The organism is Aerococcus sp. L_32 (genome assembly GCF_050689315.1).
Genome location: NZ_JBOEQF010001106.1, coordinates 1 through 612, shown reverse-complemented (window position 1 = coordinate 612; position 612 = coordinate 1). Strand labels below are relative to the sequence as shown.

At 40.7% G+C, this 612-nt stretch carries 1 protein-coding gene; it reads left to right on the top strand.

Going from position 1 to position 612, the window contains the following annotated elements:
* Positions 1–440, top strand: a 440-nt coding sequence (locus ACRCJ0_RS18405) for a PLP-dependent transferase (RefSeq protein WP_431391603.1), incomplete at its 5' end; no start/stop codon positions are given.
* Between the last annotated feature and the right edge of the window lie 172 nt (positions 441–612).

Here is a 612-nt window from a genome sequence, read left to right as displayed (position 1 = left end):
GAAAATTAGCCTTCCAATTGAATACAACAGGGGCAACTTTAGATCCTTTTGCCTGTTGGTTGATCATGCGTGGACTAAAAACCTTGGCAGTTCGCTTGCAACAACATGAAAAGAACGCCAAATCCTTGGTAGAAGCTTTAGAAAACCATCCAGCAATTGAGAAAGTGTATTACTCAGGACGCGGGGGTATGGTATCATTCGCAGTAAAAGATGCTGGAATTATCCGTGATGCCTTGAACAGCTTGAAGATTTTTACTTTTGCAGAGAGTTTAGGTGGGGTAGAAAGTTTAATTACTTACCCAGAAACACAAACGCATGCGGATATCCCAACTGAATTACGGGCGCAATACGGCCTAACTGACAAGGTTTTACGGATATCAACAGGGATTGAAAATAGTGATGATTTAGTGGCAGATATCAACCAAGCTTTTAACGTTTAAAAAAGTGATCATCTGTGAGCAGTAATAGTGAAAAACGAATTTGATTAGTGTAATATAGGAAATTGTGAGTGTAGAAGTTCACAAGGGAAGGATGGAGAGAGCCATGAACTTTCAAAAACTAAAATATGCTGTTGTCGTCGCTGATAGCGGATCATTCCGTGAGGCAGCGAGG